The organism is Nonomuraea recticatena (assembly GCF_039533245.1).
In the GTDB taxonomy this organism is placed as follows: domain Bacteria; phylum Actinomycetota; class Actinomycetes; order Streptosporangiales; family Streptosporangiaceae; genus Nonomuraea; species Nonomuraea roseola.
In genome coordinates this window covers 20208-37643 of sequence record NZ_BAAATE010000011.1, presented here as the reverse complement: position 1 = coordinate 37643, position 17436 = coordinate 20208, and the positions used below count along the sequence as shown (strand labels likewise).

The window sequence follows — 17436 nt, the reverse complement described above, 5'->3', positions numbered from 1 at the left end:
GCGGCTGCGTCGGCGGGAGGGCGCCGGGTTGAATGGCGAGGCCGATCGGTGAAACAGATGGAGGGCGAGGCCAGAATCGAAGAGGGGAGACATCATGACGAGCCGGTTCGCGCAGTGGACGCTCGACGTCCACGACAGCCGGAAGATGGCGGCGTTCTGGTCGGCGGCGCTGGGCTACGAGATCGAGCACGACGGCGAGGGCCCGCACCTGTGGCCGCCGGCGGACGCGCCGCGAGGCTCGTTGACGGTCTGGCTTCAGCCGACGGACGCCCCCAAGCGCGACAAGAACCGCAACCATCCCGACCTCCATGTCCCCGACGGAGTCGATGTGGACGCTGAGGTGAAGCGGCTGGTCGGGCTGGGCGCCACGCGCGTCGACGTCGGCCAGAAGGGCGACGAGGGGTTCGTCGTGCTGGCCGACCCTGAGGGCAACGAGTTCTGCCTGCTGTACCGGCGGCATCCCCAAGGAGCTTAGGAAGGGGTCGAGGAGGGGCAGAGACAGCCGCGAGCCGCCTGAAAGTCACTCGACGCCTCCGTCCACGGTTCCCCCATCGGCGTATGCGGCGAGACCGTCTGCCATGCGTCGCATGAAGCGGGTCAGGTACCACCGCCAGAAACCACCCGAGAGCGGCAGCTTGGGCTCGAAGGTGGCGGACCAGGCGATGTCGGTGCCGCCTGCGGGTACCGGGGTGAGATCGACGGTCCCGCGGTAGGACCGGAAAGGACCGCCCACGTTGTCGTAGACGAACCGCCGGTCGGTGATCAGCTCGACGATCCGCTCCCGGGCGACGTGACGGCCGGTGCGGAAGATCCTGGTGTCGCCGACCTCTTGCCGGCCCATGGCGTCGCCGTCCTCGACGTCGGCCGAGCCGATCGGCGACCACACCGGCCAGGTGGCCGCGTGAGTGAGCGCCGCGAAGACGGCATCAGGATCGGCTTTCGAGCGTGCGGTCACGGCATAGGAGTACGGCATGAGCCCCAACGTAGGCTCCGCCGCCTTCCTGGGACATGCGCGCGATTGCCGAGGATCGATCAGTTCTTGCGGTACGCCGAGGGCCGGACACCGGTCTGGCGCAGGAAGGCCGACGACAGCGCGCCCGGACTGGCGAACCCGCACCGCCCGGCGATCTGCTCGATGGTGAGGGAGCTGGTGGACAGCAGCCGCTGCGCCTGCTCGATCCGCAACCGGGTGAGGTAGCGGTGGGGCGTCTGGCCGGTGGCCTGCCGAAAAACGCGGACGAAGTGGTACACGCTCAGATGAACCTCGGCGGCGATGGTGGCCAGCGTCAGAGGCTCTGCCAGGCGCTGCCGCATGATGGCGACGCCTGCCCTGACGGCGGCGTGCTCGGGCCCGGGCAGGCGTTCGTTCCTGCCGCGGGTCAGCAGGTGCGTGGCGAGGAACGCCGCGGCGGACTCCGCGTACAGGTCGCCGACGTCGCCGGCGCCCGGCAGCGAGCGGAGGAGCTGTTCGACAACCGGATCTCCCCCTCGCAGGACGGCCGACAGCGCCTCGAAGTCGGGCGCACGACCGCCCAGCGCTCCGGCGACCTGCCGCACGGTCGGCGAGGGAAGGTGGACCTGGATGGTGCTCAACCCTGGCGTCGCCCGGTAGCTGAGTGAGCTCGCGCGGCCGGGGACCATGAGTTCCAGATGGCCGGGAACCCAGCGGCGCCGGACGGGCCTGCCACCGGCATGTGTCCACATGTCCGCACTTCCGGCTAAGCAGAGCACGAGATGCAGGTCGGACACCGCGGGGAGCGCGAGGTGCTCGACCTCGCGCGCGTGGTCGAAGCCTTGGACGAGCAGTGATCGCCAACCGGCGTCGTCCCAGCTGTTGTACGTGTGCCGCGCGTACACCGGCGTATCGAAGCCGGCATAGGACGCCAGATCGAAGTCAGGCGAGTCGAACACGCTGCGAGTCTAGTCGGCGATGTTCACCCTCACCGGGACCAAGGCCGATGGGCGCCCCATGCTCGACACCCCCTGGAGGCCGGACCCACCGGAGGTGCTCGTGCATGGTCACAGGGGGCTCGCCTGGGAGGGGGGTGTCCAGTCCTGTCAGAGGGCTACGACAAGATTGCCGTCATGGAAGTCCAGCTCAAATCCCCTCAGGGCCGGTGGATCCTGGCCGCCACCGTGCTCGGCTCAGGCCTGGCCATGCTCGACAGCACGATCGTCAACGTCGCGCTGCCCGCCCTGAGCAGGGAGCTCGGCGCCGACATGGCGGGAGCCCAGTGGACGATCAACGCCTACACCCTCACTCTCGCGGGGCTCATCCTGCTCGGCGGCTCCCTCGGCGACCGCTTCGGCCGTCGCAAGATCTTCCTGATCGGCACCGTGTGGTTCGCGCTGGCCTCGGCGCTGTGCGGCGCCGCGCCCAACGTCGAGACGCTGGTGCTGGCCCGCGCCCTCCAGGGAGTGGGCGGCGCGCTGCTCACGCCGGGCTCGCTGGCGCTCATCCAGGCGAGCTTCGTGCGCGAGGACCGGCCGAGGGCGGTGGGCGCCTGGTCCGGGCTCGGCGGTGTGGCCAGCGCGATCGGCCCGCTGCTGGGCGGCTGGCTGGTGCAGACCGCGGGCTGGCGCTGGGCCTTCCTGATCAACCTGCCGTTCGCCGCGATCGTCGTCCTGACCACGCTCAGGCACGTGCCCGAGTCGAAGGACGAGCAGGCGGCGGGCCGCTTCGACGTGCTCGGCTCGGTGCTGGCCGCGCTCGCGCTGGCCGGCATCACCTACGGGCTGATCGAGAGCGGCCAGCCGATTCCGCTGGTCGTGGGCGTGGTGCTGGCCGTCGCCTTCGTGGCGGTGCAGATCCGCAGGTCGCCGGATGCGCTGGTGCCTGTGAGCCTGTTCAACAACCGCGTGTTCACCGCCGTCAACGTGGTGACGCTGATCATGTACGCGGCCATGGGCGTGGTCTTCTTCCTGCTGACCCTGCAGCTGATCGTGGTCGCGGGCTTCTCCGAGGTCGCCGCGGGCGCGGCGCTGCTGCCGGTGACGGCGCTGATGATGCTGCTGTCGGCGCGGGCGGGCGAGACGGCCAGGCGGTACGGCCCGCGACTGCCGATGACGATCGGCATCCTCGTGGCGGGCGTCGGGTTCCTGCTCATGAGCACGATCGGCGAGGGCTCAAGCTACTGGCTGCAGGTGCTGCCGGCCGTCACCGTCTTCGGCCTCGGTCTGGCCGCGGCCGTCGCGCCGCTGACCGCGACCGTGCTGGCCACCGCCCAGGAGCGTTACGCCGGTACGGCCAGCGGCGTCAACAACGCCGTCGCCCGCACCGGCAGCCTGCTGGCGGTGGCGGCGATCCCGCCCTTCGTCGGCCTGGTCGGTGACGCGCTCGGGGATCCCGCGCGCTTCGACGTGGGCTTCACCAAGGCCATGCTGATCAGCGCGGGCATGATGGCCGTGTCTGCGCTGATCACCTTCTTCACCATCACCACGAACGTGCTGGCGCCTCAGAAGGTGAAGGACTGACTGCGCACGCTGTTGTCGAAGTTGGACACCAGCAGTTCGGGCTCGCCCACGGACCTGATGTCGGGCAGCCTGGTCAGCAGCTCGCGGAACATCGTCCGCATCTCCTGCCTGGCCAGGTTGGCCCCGAGGCAGAAGTGCGGGCCTGGGCCGCCGAAGCCGACGTGCGGCTTGGTGTCGCGGGTGATGTCGAAGGCGTCGGCGTCGGGGAAGACCTCCTCGTCGCGGTTGGCCGAGCCGTAGAAGAGGACCACGCGGTCGCCCTTCTTCAGCTCAAGGCCGCGCAGCGCGAAGTCCTCGGTGACGGTTCTGCGGAACTGGATGATCGGCGAGACGTGCCTGACCATCTCCTCGATGGCGCCGTTGACGTGGCCGTCGAAGTCGGACATCAGCAGCTCGCGCTGGGCGGGGTGGTCGGTGAGCAGCTTGATGCCGTGGGCCATCGTGTTGCGCGCGGTCTCGTTGCCCGCCACCAGCAGCAGCGCGAAGAAGGAGCCCAGCTCCTTGTCGGTCAGCTTCTCCCCGTCGGGGTTGGCGGTGACCAGGGCGGAGACGAGGTCCTTGCCCGGCTCGGCGACCCGTTCGTGGCCCAGCTGGATGACCATGCGCTGCAGGGCCAGCAGCGCCACCACGTTCTTGCCCGCCAGCCTGGCGCTCTGCAGCAGGCTGGGCCGTACGCCGCTGTAGGCGGTGGAGGCGTCGACGTGCTCGTGCACCTTGGCCCGCATGCTCTCGGGGATGCCCATCATGTCGCAGATGACGTGGATGGGCAGGCGCGCGGCCACCTGGGAGACGAAGTCGCCAGGACCCTTGGCGATCACGTCGTCGACGATGCGCGCGCAGGCCTTCTCGATGTCGGCCTGCAGGCCCTGCAGCATCCTGGGGCTGAAGGCGCGCGAGACGATGCGCCGCAGCCTGGCGTGGCGGGGGTCGTCCATGTTGACCATCGACTCGCCGAACACGTGCTTGACCCAGCCGGGCGGCTCGGGGTTGGTGACGGCGGGCTCGCTGGAGAAGACCTTGGCGTTGCGGCTGGCCTCGACGACGTCGGCGTGGCGGACCAGGGCGTAGAAGCCGGTGCCCGAACGCAGCAGCGGGACCTTCTTCTCGGGGAAGAAGACGGGCAGGTCGGCCTGCCTGAGCCTGGCGAACGCCTCGTGCCGTTCCTTGAGTGGTCTGCGCCAGAAGTCCAGGTCCGCGAGGTCGATGTCCACCCGTCTATCCTGGCACGTTCCCTGGGCGTTAAGGCCGGGTTCTACGGGCCTGGGGACCATCCCAGCATGGACGTCTCTCGTACCGCCCTGCTCGCCGCCGCCTGCCTCGCCCTGCCCCTGCTGCCGCTGCCCTCGACGACCTCCCCCGCCGCCGCCGCCTCGGTGAAGGAGTGCGCGGGGCGCCCCTCCGACTTCGACGGCGACGGGCTGGCCGACCTGGCGATCGCCGCGCCGTACGACAGCGTGGACGGTCACGCCCGCGCGGGCGCGGTCACGATCATGTACGGCTCGGGCCGCAAGGAGCGCCTCTCCCAGGCCACGCCCGGCGTTCCAGGCAACCCAGAGAACGGCGACTCCTTCGGCTCGGCGCTCGCGGCGGGCGACTTCGACGGCGACGGCTGCGGCGACCTCGCGGTCGGGGTGTCGGAGGAGTTCTTCGGCGCGCCGGTTCCCGGCGCCGACGGCAACGGCGCCGTCCAGCTCTTCCACGGCTCGACGGGCGGCCTCACCGCCGGCAGGCAGCTGTCGCCCTCCAGACGCGGCTCCGACCGGTACGGCGCGGCGCTGGCGGCAGGCGACCTCGACGGCGACGCAGCCGACGAACTGGTCATCGGCGCTCCCGCGATGGGCGGGGGCGGCGCGGTCGTCGTCCACGGATTCAAGAGCCGCGCGCGCTACCAGCTCACCCAGAAGGGCCTGCGCCAGCGGGGCGCGGTCACCGACCAGTTCGGCGCGGCGCTGACCACCGGCGACTTCGACGGCGACGGCAAGGACGAGATCGCGATCGGCGCGCCCGCCGACACCGTCCGCTTCGACGGTCAGGGCTCGGTGACGGTGGTGAACCCGCGCACCCGCAGGAACGTCCAGTACACGCAGTCGAGCCAGGGGGTGAAGGGCGCCGCGGAGAAGTGGGACGCCTTCGGCGGCTCGCTGGCCGCCGCCGACTTCGACGCCGACGGCCGCGACGACCTGGCGATCGGCGTGCCCGGTGAGGGGTTGAGCGCCAACCAGCGCGCCATGGACTACGGCGACGGCATGGTGCACGTCCGCTACGGAACCGGACGCTGGGAGGCGTGGACGCAGCGGCTGCTCAAGGGGACGCCGCGTTACTCCGACAGGTTCGGCGCGGCGCTGGCCGCCGGCGACTTCAACGGCGATGGAAACGCCGAGCTGGCGGTGGGCGTGCCGGGCGAGAACGCGGTGCAGGTGCTGGCGGGCGGCAGGCGAGGCGGGCTGAGCAGGCACCGCGACCTGCTGATCAAGGGCAGCGGCCGGGACTTCGGCGCCTCGCTGGCCGCGCTGCCCTCGGTCGGCCGCTACCGCACGCTGTCGGTGCGCCGCCCCGTCCACGGCCTGGTCGTGGCCGCGCCGGGGCGGGGAGTGGTCACGCTGGTGCCCGGTTCGTCGGCGGGCCTGCGCCCCGCCAAGGCGCGCAGGCTCGCCAGCGGCCCCGGCCTGTACGGCTACGCCTTCGGCTGAGCGGGGTCAGCGCAGCAGCGGCTCCAGGTCGGAGGCGTCGCGGAAGTGGACGCCGACCAGGCCCGCGTGCTCGGCGGCCTCGATGTTCTCCAGCCGGTCGTCGACGAACGTCACCTCGCCGGGCTCGGCCCCGAGCCCCTCCAGGACGGCGAGATAGATCTCCCTGTCGGGCTTCACCATGCCCATCCTGCCGCTGTAGAAGCGCGGCTCGATCCCGGCCATCCACGGCAGGCGGTCGATGCCGTCGGCGAGGCAGACCGGCGCGTTGGACAGCAGCGCCACGCGCGGCAGCCGCCGCATGATCGCGACCGTGCCCTCGTTGGCGTGCGACCAGCTGGCCACGTCGAGATCGACGAGCCCGTCGACCTCCTGCTCGCCCGCCTGCCGTCCGAGCGCCAGCGACCAGTACTCCTGGGGGCTGAGCGTGCCCCTGTCGAACTCGAGGCGGTGCTTCCAGTAGCCCTGCCTGAAGGCGGGCAGGTCGAGGCCCGTGGCCTGGGCCATGGCCTCGACGTCGGAGTGCGGCTGAGGGAGGGACAGGACGTTTCCGTAGTCGAACAGGACCCAGTTCATGGGGATCAATCCCACCAGTCGTGCGCGAGATCGTCCAGGGTGGTGGCCTCGGACTCGGGCGGCATCCGCATGGACCAGGCCGCTCTTCGGCGTCAGAGAGGGGGAAAGGCCGTCAACGTGTCTATCCGGCCGATGCGGCGGCGTGGATGGTGACGGTCTTGGTGGTCTTCGCGGGGGCGCCCTTGCGGGAGATGTAGTCGAGGGTGCGGAAGTCGACGGACAGCTCGGTGGAGGTGAGCCTGGCGGCCAGGTAGCCGCGGCGCTGGTCGATGTAGGAGATGTGCGGGTTCTCCGCCAGCGCCTCGGCGATCCAGGCCTTGTCGCGGTAGCCGTCGCCGTCGCTGGCGATGGACGAGGCGACCAGCTCGCGGGCGACCACGGGCGAGGAGGGGTCGTCGAAGTCGAGCTTGAGCTCGGCGTCGTGGTGCATGTGGGCGTCGCCGGTCAGGACGACGGGGTTGGAGGTCTCCTGGAGCCAGCCGAGCAGCCTGGTCCGCTCGGGGGCGTAGCCGTCCCACGAGTCGAGGTTGACCTCGCGTCCCGGGCCGACCTTGTAGTCGCGCTGGGCCATCATGATCTGCTGGCCGAGGAGGTTCCACCGGGTGGTGGAGGAGCGCAGGCCCTCCGACAGCCAGCGCCGCTGGTCGTCGCCGAGGAGCGTGCGGCGGGCCGACAGGCGCTCGTCGCAGGAGGCGCGCACGCCGTCCATGCAGGCCTGGTCGTCGCGGAACTGGCGGGTGTCGAGCAGGTGGAAACGGGCCAGCGTGCCCCAGGAGACGCGCCTGTTCACCCGCAGCACCGCGCCTTGGAGGCTGGCCCTGCGCAGCGGCATGTTCTCGTAGTAGGCCCTGAAGGCGGCCGCGCGGCGGCGGGCGAAGCCGGGGGCGCCGGTGCTCGAGACCGGGCCCGCCCAGTTGTTCTCCAGCTCGTGGTCGTCGAAGGCGACGAGCCAGGGGGCGACGGCGTGCGCCTTCTGCAGGTCGCGGTCGCTCTTGTACTGCGCGTGGCGCAGCCGGTAGTCGGCCAGCGTGGCGCACTTGCCCGGGGTGTGCGTGCGGACCTTGCCCGCCAGCGCGGTGTAGCCGCTCGGGCCGTACTCGTACATGTAGTCGCCCAGGTGCACGACCAGGTCGGGCTCCTGCTCGGCGAGGCGGCGGTAGGCGGTGTAGTAGCCGTGCTCGTAGTGGGCGCAGGCGGCCACGGCGAAGGTGAGCGGCTGCGCGCCGACGGGTGTGGTCCTGGTACGGCCGGTGCGCGACAGCCTGCCCTCGCTCCTGAAGCGGTAGAAGTACTCCCTGCCGGGCTCCAGCCCCCTGGCCTCGACGTGCACGCTGTGCGCGGCGCCGGGCGAGGCGGTGGCCGTGCCGGACCTGACGACCTTGGAGAAGCGCTCGTCGGTGGAGATCTGCCACTCGACGTCGAGGGAGCGGGAGGGCATGCCGCCCCTGCCGTCCCCGCTGAGCGGGTCGAGCGCGAGGCGGGTCCACAGCACGAAGCCGTCCGTGGAGGGGTCTCCGGAGGCGACCCCGAGCGTGAAGGGGTCGCCTGCCAGGGATCGGGAGGGCGGAAGGAGGAAGGAGGCGGCCGTCGCGGCGAGGAAGGTTCTGCGTTCCACGCCCCAGGTATGTCCTGCTCCGCTGACCCGGCCATGACAGCCGAGTCAAGCGGAGATGAACATCAGTCCTCCAGCCAGCCCAGCAGCTCCTTCGCGGTCTCGGCGGCGTCGGAGTCGCCGAGCGCGGTGAACTGCTCCAGCGCCTCGCGGGCGCGGGCCACCGCCTCGGGATTGCGGTCGAGCGCCTGCAGCACGCGAGCCTGGTCGTAGGCGAGCGTGGCCAGTTCGAAGGGCTCGTCCTCCAGCAGCGGGCGAGCCTGCTCGCCCGCCTCCAGCGCCCGCTCGCTCTCCCCCGCCCAGTGCAGCGAGAGGGCGCGGCGGCGCAGCATGCGGCCCCTGTCCCCCGAGCTGCCCGCCGCCTCGTAGTACCCGGCGGCGGTGGCGAACGCCTCGGCGGCCTCGGCGTCGCGGTCGAGCCTGTCCAGGACCCTGGCGGCCGAGTCGGCGGCCCTGGCGGCCTGCATCGGCTCCTTGTAGAGCGGGATCAGGGCGGTGAAGTCGGCCAGCGCGCCCTCGTGGTCGTCGAGCAGGCCGAGCGCGTTGGCGCGGGCCCACTGGACGGCCGTCCTGTTGTCCAGGTCGTCGGGGTCGAGCAGCGCCATGGCCTCCTCGGCGGTGACCGCGGCGTCCATCGGCCTGCCGGTGGCGAGGTAGGCGGTGGCCAGGTCCACCCTGGCGAGCGCGGCGCTGTCAGGGCTGCCGAGCGCGGTGAACAGGGCCACGGCCTCGATGAGGTCCTCGGCCGCCTCGGCGGCGCGGTCCACCATGACCAGCACCTCGCCCCTGGAGGCGTGCGCGACGGCGCGCAGCTCCGCCTCCGAGCGGGGCGCCACGGCCAGCACCTCGCCGAAGGCGCCGAGCAGTTCCTCCAGGTCGCCGCCGTGCCGCTGGATGAGCCGGCCGTGCAGCAGCGCGGTCCTGGCGAGGGTCAGCACGTCGCCCTCGGCCCTCAGCGCCTGCCGGGCCGCGCGGGCCGTCTCCACCGCGACGGGCTCGTCGACCTGCAGCTGGGCCAGCAGTGACAGCAGCGTGCCCTCCTTCGCGCCCTGGAGCGCGGCGACCGCTTCCTCGGTCCTGCCGGCCCCCGCGTAGGCCTGGGCCAGGCGGGACAGCGAGCCGCTGCGCCTGCTCTCGTCGCCGTGCGCGAGCAGCCACCGGTGGGTCTCCTCCACCAGAGCCACGTCCTGGGTGAGCAGGCCGATCCTGCCGAGCGTGATCTGCCGCCGCACCTCGTCGCCCGCCTGCCCGTGCAGCTCGGCCGCGCGCTCCCACAGCCGCACGGCCTCCTCCGGCTCGCCTTCCAGGACGGCCGCCAGCCCGAGCGCGTCCGTGCGCCGCCCGTTCGCCTCGCCGCTGACGGCGTCGTAACGCTCCCACGCGGCGAAGGCGGCGTCGAGGTCGCTGCGCCGCCAGGCCTCCTCGGCCAGGTCGAGCAGCTCGGCGGGGCCGGCGGCGGGGGGCGGCGCGACCGGCTGGGTGACGGGGATGGCCACCCTGCGGGCGTGCGGGGTCAGCGGCAGGTGCTCCACCAGCGGCTCGGCCGCCAGGCGCGCCTCCAGCCTGCGGGTCTGCTCGCCGGTGCCGTTGCGGGCGTCGAAGCGGGCGGCCAGGTCGCGCGCGTCGCTCTCCAGCTCGGCCCGCAGCCGGTCCAGCGGCACGTCGCTGCCGTCACGGCGGACGGTCAGCCCGCCGTGCCCGAGGTCCTCGAGGCGGCGCAGCAGCAGCGCGGCGCAGCCGGCGAAGTGCATGCGGTCGCTGGGCGTGGGCGAGCGGTCGAGCAGCGGCAGCTCGCGCTGGAGGATCTCCAGGCCGCGCGTCTCGTTGCCGGTGAGCGCGCAGAACTCCATGTGGTCGCCGAAGTCGTCGACGTAGTTGGCGTCGCCCTGGACCAGCCGGTAGGCGCGCAGGTGCGCCGCCGCCGCGGCCTCGAGCCTGCCGGTCCGCACGTACGGCAGCAGCAGGTTGCTCAGGATGCCCTGCGGCTGGACGTGACAGGTCAGGTGCCCCGCGACGACGGGCGCGGCCAGTTCGATGGCCTCCTCGTCGCGGCCCATCCAGGCCAGGTGCCAGACCTTGCCGCTGGGGTCGCAGCCCTCGCAGTCGGACATGTCGTCGCGCGGGGTGGTCTGCCACCTGTGGAACCACTCGTCGGCGGCGGCCCTGTCGCCGATGTGCTCGGCGACGTAGGTGCGCTGGGTGTGGATGGCGTGCGAGCCGTAGCCCGCCTGGGTGTAGCGGCGCTCCATCTCCTCCAGCGCGTCGTAGGCGCGCTGGAGCGGGATCTCGGGGAAGCGGCGCATGTCGCTGGCGATCCACTTGAACTGCCACAGCAGGCTGTAGGTGTGCCAGTCCGACCAGCGCCCGGGGTCGGCGTCGTACTCGGCGACGCTGCGGGAGAAGGTGGCGAAGGACTTGGCGGGCTCGGCGCCGTACTGGTAGGCCTCGGTCAGCTCCAGCCGCACCTCGAAGGCCAGCTCCCTGTCGTGGGCGGCGGCCTTGAGCGCCTGTTCGAGCAGGATCGACCTGGCCTCGCCGTACGGCATCTCACGGGCCTGGTCCAGCATCTCTTCCACGTCGGCCATGGTCACTCCTTGCCGAGGACGGCCCAGTCGAGCAGGCCGAGGAACGAACGGTTCAGGGCGGCGGTGTCGGCGGCGCGCAGGGGGTGGTGACCGTGCAGGAGCGCCATGCCGTACAGCGCCTCCACGGCGGTGGCGGCCAGCGACAGGTCCTTGAGCAGGACCACGCGCCGCACCAGCGGGTTGCGGTGGTTGAGCACCAGTCGGGGGCGCTCGGCGGCGACCGTGCGCTCCATCGCGCCCAGCACGTCGGCCCACAGGTCGTCGGCGGCCTCGCGGGCCTCGCGCAGCTCGGCCTGGTGCTCGGCGGCGCGGCTGGTCAGGTAGAGGGCGGGCAGCGAGGCGGGGTCGAAGTCGCGCAGGACCAGCTCGCAGCCGAGCGGGTCGAGCACGCGGGCCGCCGCCGTGATGAACGGCCTGGCCGCCAGGTCGGCTCCGGGGTCCACGGGCCCTAGGTGGGTGGCCAGCTCGCCCGGGTCGAGGCGCTCGAGACCCGCGTCGGGGTCGATTCGGCGCAGGCGCTGCAAGATGTCGCTGTCGTAGACGTAGCCGCCGTTGACCAGGCCGACGCCCTGCGCGCCCGACACGGCCGACAGCTGGCGGAACTCGTCCACGCTCGAGGTGAAGCGGCCCTTCGGATGGCGGGTCCTGAACTGGGCGAGCGTCATGGGGCCGTCGCTGGTCTCGAACTCCAGCCACCTGTCGACCAGGCGCAGCATGTCGTCGTCGTGCAGGGCCAGGGCCTTGACGCCGAGGTGGTGCAGGCGCAGGAAGGCGCGCAGCCTGGCGGGGTCGGTCTCGGCCAGCCTGACCAGCCACTCGCGCAGCTGGCGGCCGAGCTGGTCGCGGGTGTGCTCCAGCAGGTCGTCCTCGTAGAGCGCCTCGCGGCTCGCGGTCGGGCGCAGCTCTCCCGCGTCCAGCACGCAGCGGGCGAAGAAGGCCCAGTCGGGCAGCACGCCCTCGGCGCGCTCGGTGAGCAGCATGCGCTTGAGGTAGACGCGGTGGGTGGCGCGCGCGGTCGGGTTGGCGGGGCTGGGCAGGACGAACGCCACGCCGGTGAGTCCGGCCTCCGCCACGTCCAGGTCGATGACGTCGAAGGGGGTGAACCCGAACAGCTGCCTGCCGTACTCCAGCAGCGCGGCCCTGCGCGCGTCGGGGGTCTCGTGCGCGGCCAGCCACGGCGGGCCCTCGACGGTGGTGGCGACGCCGTTCACGCTCACCCTGCCGGGCAGCAGCGAGCCGTACAGCGCGGCCAGCTCGGTGACGGTGCGCTCGTCGACCCATTCCGCGGCGTCCCTGCGTGCCTTCAGCGTGACGGTCGTGCCCGGCTCCTCGCGCTCGGTGGCCGCGGCGGCCACCGAGTAGGTGCCGTCGGACCTTCCGATCCAGCTCACGGTGGGGGTGCCGGTCACCGACCTGGTCTCGACGTGGATCTCGTCGGCCACCAGGAAGCCCGACAGCAGCCCGATGCCGAACTGGCCGAGGAACTCGTGCCTGGCGAAGCCGAGCTCGTCGCGCTTGGAGGAGCGGCCGATCGTGGCCAGCAGCGTGTGCACCTCGGCCTCGGTCAGGCCGATCCCGTTGTCGTGCACGCGCACGAGACCCGCGGGGCCGCCCTCGCCCACCTCGATCGCGATCCGGCCCTCGCCCTCCCCGCGTGCGGTGATGGCGTCGGCCGCGTTCTGCAGCAGTTCTCGCACGTAGACGCGGGGACTGGAGTAGAGGTGGCGGCTCAGCAGGTCGACGACACCACGCAGATCCACTTGAAAGGCATTTTCCACCCGCGTCACTATGCCAGGAATGGCCGTAGGTGCGCGTTCAGTGCGCCGCAGCCGAGGTACTTCTCCACGGTGTGGAAGTCGAGCCAGTCGAGGTCGACCAGCGCCTCGGCGTCCACGCCCGTGAAGCAGCCGCCGAGCCCGGGAGGGATGGCCGCGATGTCGTGCCTGTCGGCGATGTTGACCCAGCGCTTCACGCCCTTGGGCCGCTCGCCCCTGCCGTCCGCGGGAGCGGGATAGAGCCGCTCGAAGACCACGTTGCGCATGCCGAGCGGGCTGCCGAGGGTGATCAGCAGGTCCACCTCGATGTCGGGGTTGGCGTGCAGGGTCTCGTAGGCGACGACGCTGCCCAGGGAGTGCGCGACCACCACGCGCGGGGCGCGCCGCCTCAGCACCTCGGCCACGTCCCGGCGGCAGCGCTCGCGCCTGGCCTCGTCGGTGAGGTAGGCCGCCACCTCGGGGCAGAACAGCGCGGCGAAGGCCGCCGCCCTGGTGTCGAGCCTGGCCAGCAGCCATCCGGTGAGCGCCTTCAGGGCGCCGGTGAAGCTCTCCCCCACCCCGAGCTGCCTGGCCCACTCGACGAAGACCCGCTCCTCGGCGGCGCGCATCTCCTCCACCCGCCTGACCTTGCCGTGGTCGTTGAGGTGATGGGCGTAGTAGGCCACCTCGGCGAAGCAGACGCCGGGCTCGCCCCCGAGACCCGCCCCGAGATAGCGGTTCCACTTGACCCGCATCGCCTCCGCCGCGCCCTCCACGGACCTGCCGGACTGGAGGTAGTAGTTGTACTTGCCGATGCCGTGCACACCGACGATCCCCGCCATGATCACTCCCCACGTTTCGGGAAATGGTGCCATCGGCGGCTTGCGGAATGGTTGCAGGGGAAAATTGCGTTGCCGCGGGCATATGTCACCCGGGTACGGTTCCGGAAGAGGAGGTGTTCCGCATGACAGGCCCGTTGATCGTCAACGACTCGATCGCCATTCCAGGCGACGAGCTCGTGTGGCGTTTCTCCCGTTCGTCGGGGCCGGGTGGCCAGGGGGTGAACACCACCGACAGCCGGGTGGAGCTGCTGTTCGACCTCTCGGCCACCTCGGCGCTGCCCGAGGCGCTGAAGGCCAGGGCGCTGGAGCGGCTGCCGTCCCCGGTGATCACCGTGGCGGCGTCGGAGTACCGCTCCCAGCTGCGCAACCGTGAGGCCGCCGCTCAGCGCCTGGCCCAGCGGGTGAGGGAGGCCATCGCGCCACCGCCCAAGCGGCGCCGTCCCACCAAGCCGAGCAGGGGCTCGGTCGAGCGCCGCCTGTCGGCCAAGAAGCAGCGCGCCGACGTCAAGCGCCTGCGCCGCGAGATCTGACGCTCACTCGCGCGGGCGGAAGACGAGGATGAGCACGCGCAGGACCAGGATCGCGCTGATCACCAGCAGGTTGTAGCCGATCAGCTCGTACAGCGACATCCGTCCCGTGATCACGGTGGGTCCGCCCTCGATGCCCAGCAGCATCACCGCCATCAGCCCCGCCGTCGCCCCGAGCACCGTCAGCAGCGTCTGGTGCAGCAGGCCGGTCAGGAAGCGCCGGTCGCGCTCGTCGCCGAGCAGCCGCACGTTCATCGAGAAGCGGCCGTGCTCGGCCGCGCTGGCGATGCGCTCCACCCGCCTGGGCAGGCGGCGCAGCATCGGCAGCAGCGCGGTGACCTCCTGGGCCACCGCCTCCTTCACCGTGGTGGGGCCGATCTGCTCGGCCAGGTAGCGGGCGGCGAACTCCCTGGCCTCGCCGATCAGGTTGAAGCCGGGCGAGAGCCGCACCAGTGTGCCCTCGAGCGTGGCCAGCGCCCTGAAGACCGCCGCGACCTCGGGCGGGATCGACAGGCCGTACTCGGAGACGATCTTGAACAGGTCGGTGAACATCACGGCGCTGTCCGTCCCCGGCCCCATGTGCCTGGCCATGAACTGGCCGAGCGCCCGCTCCAGCGCCGCCTCGTCGATCTCCTCGGGCCTGGGCACGACCTCGAGCAGCGCGTCGGTCACGCCGAGGGGGTCCTGCCTGTCCATGGCCATCAGGAAGCGCTGCAGCGCCGCGCGCAGGGAGGCGTCGAGGCGTCCGACCGAGCCGAAGTCGAGCAGGCCGACCGAGCCGTCGGACAGCAGCATGATGTTGCCGGGATGGGGGTCGGCGTGGAAGACGCCGTCGAGCAGGATCTGCCGCAGCAGGCAGTCGAGCAGCGTGCGGGCCAGCGCGGGGCCCTCGAAGTCCTGGGCGGTGCTCAGCGGCTTGCCCGACAGGCGCTGCATGACCAGCACCTTCTCGCTGCAGAGCGGGGTGTGCGGCGCCGGATAGGTCACCGCGCCGCCGCCCGAGGCCGCGACCGCGGCCATGTTGGCCGCCTCGACGCGGAAGTCGAGCTCCTCGCGCAGGGCGACGGAGAAGCCGGCCGCCAGCTCCTTGAGGCCGAGAGAGCGGCCCCACCTCGTCCTGGTCTCCAGCGTGGCGGCCAGCCTGGCGACGATGTCGAGGTCCCTGGCGACGACCGCCCCGATGCCGGGGCGCTGGACCTTGACGACGACCTCCTCGCCAGTGTGCAGGCGGGCGGCGTGGACCTGGGCGATCGAGGCGGCGGCCAGCGGGGTGCGGTCGAAGGAGGCGAACGCGTCGAGGTCCACGACCTGCGAGATCTGCTCCCACGGCGCGGGGTTGACGTGGTCCTGCAGCCGCCCGAGCTCGTCGATGAACTCGGGCGGGAGCAGGTCGCGCCTGGTGGACAGCACCTGGCCGAGCTTGACGAAGGTGACGCCGCCGTCGTCGAGCGCCTCGCGCAGCGAGCGGGCCAGCCGCGCCCTGCCGCTCCTGTCGCCGGGGTCGCCGCCCCTGCCCCTCAGATAGGGGCCGAGGCCGTGCCTGAAGGCGATCCTGGTGATCTGGGAGTAACGGCGGGCGCGGGACAGGCGCCCGCGCAACGACCTGACCAGCTCGATCGGCCCAGGGACCGAGCCCGGCGGCACGAGCGCCTCACCGATCACCAGGATGACCATGGGGATCAGCACCACGCACATCGAGACGAGGATCAGCACCCACATCGGCCCGATGCCGGGGTCCTTGTCGGCGTCGAGACCCCTGAAGGACTCCAGGACGGGCGACAGGAACGGCCCGGCGAGCGCGAGAGCCAGCAGCGCGGCCAGCGCCGTGCGGACCGCGCCGAATCTGACGCCGAGCAGACGCTGCGCCGCCGTGGCCAGCAGGATCAGCGTGATCGCGAGGGGAATGGCAATCATCAAAGCCATTCGGAGATCATCGCATGGCGGCGGCGCGCGCCTTGCGCTCCTCCCTGCGCTCGACGAACCTGGCGGCCGTCGCGTCGGTCTTCTCCAGGAAGGCGGCCAGCTCGTCGCGGGCCTTGGCGCCGTCGCCGTCGAGGTCGCTCTTGTCGAAGACCGCCCACTGGCGCAGGACGGGCATGAGCACGTCGTCGAGGTGCAGGCGCAGGTCGTAGATGCCCTCGTGGGCGATGATCATGGCCTTGCGGGTGAAGCCCTCGATGGTCGAGCCCGGCATCTGGAAGGTCGTCACGACGTCGGTGATCGCGCGCATCGTCTGGTTCGGGTCGAGGTCGAAGGCCGCTTTGAGCAGGTTGCGGTAGAAGAGCATGTGGAGGTTCTCGTCGGCGGCGATCTTGGCGAGCAGGCGCTCGCAGGTGGGGTCGCCCGAGGCCCTGCCGGTGTTGCGGTGCGAGATGCGGGTGGCCAGCTCCTGGAAGGAGACGTAGGCCAGTTGCTGGAGCATGGTGCCGTACTCGGTCTGGAAGCCGCCCTCCATGTGGACCATGCGGGCGCGCTCGAGCGCGATCGGGTCCACCGCGCGCGAGACGGTCAGGTAGTCGCGGATGGCGACGCCGTGTCTGCCCTCCTCCGCGGTCCAGCGGCCGACCCAGGTGCCCCACGCGCCGTCGCGGCCGAACGTGGTCGCGATCTCGTGGTGGTAGCTGGGCAGGTTGTCCTCGGTGAGCAGGTTGACGATCAGCGAGACGCGGGCCGCCTCGGGGAGGGTCGAGTCGGACTCCTGCCAGGCGTCGCCCCCGAAGACGCCGTCGTAGTTGCGGCCCTCGCTCCACGGGATGTACTCGTGGGGGAACCACTCCTTGGCCACCTTGAGGTGGCGGTCGAGCTCGCCCGCCACCACGGGCTCCAGCTCGTGCAGGAGCTCTGTCTGACTCATCACCATAAAGATCATCTCCTTCAAGCTACGCAACCGTAAGTTAGGCTACCTCAGGGAGATGGAGGGTCATTATGCAACCGAGTGTCCGAGGTGTCCTACTCGACGACGATGAGCGCCTGGTCCTCTTCCGGCGGACGGTCCCCGGCAGGCCGCTCTACTGGTCGGTTCCCGGCGGGCACGTCGAACCCGGTGACGCGAGCCTGGAGCACACCCTGCGCAGGGAGCTGCTGGAGGAGCTGGGCGCGGTGGTCTCCGCCGTCACCCCGCTGACCACGCTGTCCTATCCCTACAAGGGCGCGGTGAAGACCCAGCACGTGTACGGCTGCCGCCTGGTCTCCATGGACCCCGCCCTGCGCCACGGCCCCGAGTGGGACGACCCCACCCGCGGCGTCTACGAGGTCGAGCGGCTGAGACTCGACCCCTCCGAGATCGCCTCCCGGCACCTGGTGCCCGAGGCGCTGGGCGACTACCTGGCCGGTCACATCGCCTCACTGCCCCGCCTCATTCGTCTGGCGAAGCGGTAAG

At 71.6% G+C, this 17436-nt stretch carries 15 protein-coding genes; 5 read left to right on the top strand and 10 right to left on the bottom strand.

Going from position 1 to position 17436, the window contains the following annotated elements; all coding sequences use genetic code 11:
* Positions 1 to 94: 94 nt before the first annotated feature.
* On the top strand, positions 95 to 475 hold the full coding sequence (locus ABFX50_RS21955; RefSeq protein ID WP_346149092.1) for a VOC family protein: 381 nt from the start codon (positions 95 to 97) through the stop codon (positions 473 to 475).
* Between the two features lie 45 nt (positions 476 to 520).
* On the opposite strand, the gene ABFX50_RS21950 is transcribed toward ABFX50_RS21955, so the two are convergent.
* Complete coding sequence (locus tag ABFX50_RS21950; RefSeq protein ID WP_346149090.1) at positions 521 to 973, bottom strand: SRPBCC family protein; 453 nt, start codon at positions 971 to 973, stop codon at positions 521 to 523.
* A 59-nt stretch (positions 974 to 1032) separates the two neighbouring features.
* The gene (locus tag ABFX50_RS21945) at positions 1033 to 1911 is read right to left on the bottom strand and encodes an AraC family transcriptional regulator (protein WP_346149088.1); all 879 of its coding nucleotides are present in this window, start codon (positions 1909 to 1911) and stop codon (positions 1033 to 1035) included.
* Positions 1912 to 2085: 174 nt separating this feature from the next.
* Between ABFX50_RS21945 and ABFX50_RS21940 the strand changes: the two genes are divergently transcribed.
* Positions 2086 to 3474, top strand: coding sequence for an MFS transporter (locus ABFX50_RS21940; protein WP_346149086.1), 1389 nt, complete (start codon positions 2086 to 2088; stop codon positions 3472 to 3474).
* Here the strand turns inward: ABFX50_RS21940 and ABFX50_RS21935 are convergent.
* Positions 3456 to 4685, bottom strand: coding sequence for a cytochrome P450 (locus tag ABFX50_RS21935; protein ID WP_346149084.1), 1230 nt, complete (start codon positions 4683 to 4685; stop codon positions 3456 to 3458). The two genes, ABFX50_RS21940 and ABFX50_RS21935, sit on opposite strands and share 19 nt — an antisense overlap.
* 66 nt (positions 4686 to 4751) lie before the next feature.
* Between ABFX50_RS21935 and ABFX50_RS21930 the strand changes: the two genes are divergently transcribed.
* On the top strand, positions 4752 to 6164 hold the full coding sequence (locus ABFX50_RS21930; RefSeq protein ID WP_346149083.1) for an FG-GAP-like repeat-containing protein: 1413 nt from the start codon (positions 4752 to 4754) through the stop codon (positions 6162 to 6164).
* Between the two features lie 6 nt (positions 6165 to 6170).
* Here the strand turns inward: ABFX50_RS21930 and ABFX50_RS21925 are convergent, their stop codons facing one another.
* From ABFX50_RS21925 to ABFX50_RS21905, 5 genes are all read right to left on the bottom strand, one after another.
* A complete protein-coding gene (locus ABFX50_RS21925; RefSeq protein WP_346149081.1) occupies positions 6171 to 6737 on the bottom strand; it encodes an HAD family hydrolase in 567 nt (188 codons plus the stop codon).
* Between the two features lie 121 nt (positions 6738 to 6858).
* Positions 6859 to 8352 carry an alkaline phosphatase D family protein gene (locus tag ABFX50_RS21920; RefSeq protein ID WP_346149079.1) on the bottom strand — a complete coding sequence of 498 codons (1494 nt, stop codon included), beginning with the start codon at positions 8350 to 8352 and terminating at the stop codon, positions 6859 to 6861.
* 62 nt (positions 8353 to 8414) lie between these two features.
* On the bottom strand, positions 8415 to 10934 hold the full coding sequence (locus ABFX50_RS21915) for a hypothetical protein (protein WP_346149077.1): 2520 nt from the start codon (positions 10932 to 10934) through the stop codon (positions 8415 to 8417).
* Positions 10935 to 10936: 2 nt separating this feature from the next.
* Positions 10937 to 12712: an HSP90 family protein gene (locus tag ABFX50_RS21910; protein ID WP_344840800.1), complete on the bottom strand. Its 1776-nt coding sequence runs from the start codon at positions 12710 to 12712 to the stop codon at positions 10937 to 10939.
* 8 nt (positions 12713 to 12720) lie between these two features.
* Positions 12721 to 13530, bottom strand: a complete 810-nt coding sequence (locus ABFX50_RS21905) for a hypothetical protein (protein WP_346149075.1) — start codon at positions 13528 to 13530, stop codon at positions 12721 to 12723.
* Between the two features lie 122 nt (positions 13531 to 13652).
* Here ABFX50_RS21905 and arfB point away from each other — a divergent pair, with 122 nt between their 5' ends.
* On the top strand, positions 13653 to 14060 hold the full coding sequence (gene arfB, locus ABFX50_RS21900) for an alternative ribosome rescue aminoacyl-tRNA hydrolase ArfB (protein WP_183659589.1): 408 nt from the start codon (positions 13653 to 13655) through the stop codon (positions 14058 to 14060).
* A gap of 3 nt (positions 14061 to 14063) precedes the next feature.
* On the opposite strand, the gene ABFX50_RS21895 is transcribed toward arfB, so the two are convergent.
* Both ABFX50_RS21895 and ABFX50_RS21890 read right to left on the bottom strand, forming a co-directional pair.
* The gene (locus tag ABFX50_RS21895; protein WP_346149073.1) at positions 14064 to 15980 is read right to left on the bottom strand and encodes an ABC1 kinase family protein; all 1917 of its coding nucleotides are present in this window, start codon (positions 15978 to 15980) and stop codon (positions 14064 to 14066) included.
* A gap of 7 nt (positions 15981 to 15987) precedes the next feature.
* Entirely contained in the window at positions 15988 to 16911 is a 924-nt protein-coding gene (locus tag ABFX50_RS21890) for an acyl-ACP desaturase (protein WP_428834699.1), read from the bottom strand.
* A 71-nt stretch (positions 16912 to 16982) separates the two neighbouring features.
* Between ABFX50_RS21890 and ABFX50_RS21885 the strand changes: the two genes are divergently transcribed.
* Positions 16983 to 17435, top strand: a complete 453-nt coding sequence (locus tag ABFX50_RS21885) for an NUDIX domain-containing protein (protein WP_346149071.1) — start codon at positions 16983 to 16985, stop codon at positions 17433 to 17435.
* Position 17436 lies beyond the last annotated feature (1 nt).

Excerpts from the sequence above, each read along its gene's own strand:
- ABFX50_RS21955 (WP_346149092.1), top strand. The coding sequence starts at position 95 with ATGACGAGCCGGTTCGCGCAGTGGACGCTCGACGTCCACGACAGCCGG.
- ABFX50_RS21950 (WP_346149090.1), bottom strand. The coding sequence starts at position 973 with ATGCCGTACTCCTATGCCGTGACCGCACGCTCGAAAGCCGATCCTGAT.
- ABFX50_RS21940 (WP_346149086.1), top strand. The coding sequence starts at position 2,086 with ATGGAAGTCCAGCTCAAATCCCCTCAGGGCCGGTGGATCCTGGCCGCC.
- ABFX50_RS21930 (WP_346149083.1), top strand. The coding sequence starts at position 4,752 with ATGGACGTCTCTCGTACCGCCCTGCTCGCCGCCGCCTGCCTCGCCCTG.
- ABFX50_RS21925 (WP_346149081.1), bottom strand. The coding sequence starts at position 6,737 with ATGAACTGGGTCCTGTTCGACTACGGAAACGTCCTGTCCCTCCCTCAG.
- ABFX50_RS21915 (WP_346149077.1), bottom strand. The coding sequence starts at position 10,934 with ATGGCCGACGTGGAAGAGATGCTGGACCAGGCCCGTGAGATGCCGTAC.
- ABFX50_RS21905 (WP_346149075.1), bottom strand. The coding sequence starts at position 13,530 with ATGGCGGGGATCGTCGGTGTGCACGGCATCGGCAAGTACAACTACTAC.
- arfB (WP_183659589.1), top strand. The coding sequence starts at position 13,653 with ATGACAGGCCCGTTGATCGTCAACGACTCGATCGCCATTCCAGGCGAC.
- ABFX50_RS21895 (WP_346149073.1), bottom strand. The coding sequence starts at position 15,980 with ATGGCTTTGATGATTGCCATTCCCCTCGCGATCACGCTGATCCTGCTG.
- ABFX50_RS21890 (WP_428834699.1), bottom strand. The coding sequence starts at position 16,911 with ATGAGTCAGACAGAGCTCCTGCACGAGCTGGAGCCCGTGGTGGCGGGC.
- ABFX50_RS21885 (WP_346149071.1), top strand. The coding sequence starts at position 16,983 with ATGCAACCGAGTGTCCGAGGTGTCCTACTCGACGACGATGAGCGCCTG.